The sequence below is a fragment of the Bacillus sp. SIMBA_031 genome (genome assembly GCF_046535225.1).
In the GTDB taxonomy this organism is placed as follows: Bacteria; Bacillota; Bacilli; order Bacillales; family Bacillaceae; genus Bacillus; species Bacillus velezensis.
Map to the genome: position 1 here is coordinate 1 of NZ_JAWRXC010000263.1, position 270 is coordinate 270.

The window sequence follows — 270 nt, forward strand, 5'->3', positions numbered from 1 at the left end:
TGGCCGCTGACCGTGTCAACGCGTGGGAGAGCCATCTGCTGTCCTTGGGAACGCGGCATCCGGACAATCCCATTACGGAGACAGGGGTCCTCAGCGAATTCAAGAGCGGAGGCATGAGCTCACGGCGTGGACAGAAGCGGGCTGACACCAAGCATCAGTGGCTGGACCCGATCATTGTCGCCGGTCCGTGGCTGGCGGTAGGTGCCGGGGCGGTCCTGGCGGTGAAGGCGCTTGCATCCAGGAAAACGTCCCGTTAGCCCATCCAAACCC

General features: G+C 63.3%; 1 protein-coding gene. It reads left to right on the forward strand.

Translation table 11 applies throughout. From position 1 onward, the window contains the following. Positions 1-113: 113 nt before the first annotated feature. The gene (locus SB724_RS20260) at positions 114-257 is read left to right on the forward strand and encodes a hypothetical protein (protein ID WP_410572656.1); all 144 of its coding nucleotides are present in this window, start codon (positions 114-116) and stop codon (positions 255-257) included. Positions 258-270 lie beyond the last annotated feature (13 nt).

Coding starts and splice junctions, on each gene's coding strand:
- SB724_RS20260 (WP_410572656.1), top strand. CDS start 114: ATGAGCTCACGGCGTGGACAGAAGCGGGCTGACACCAAGCATCAGTGG.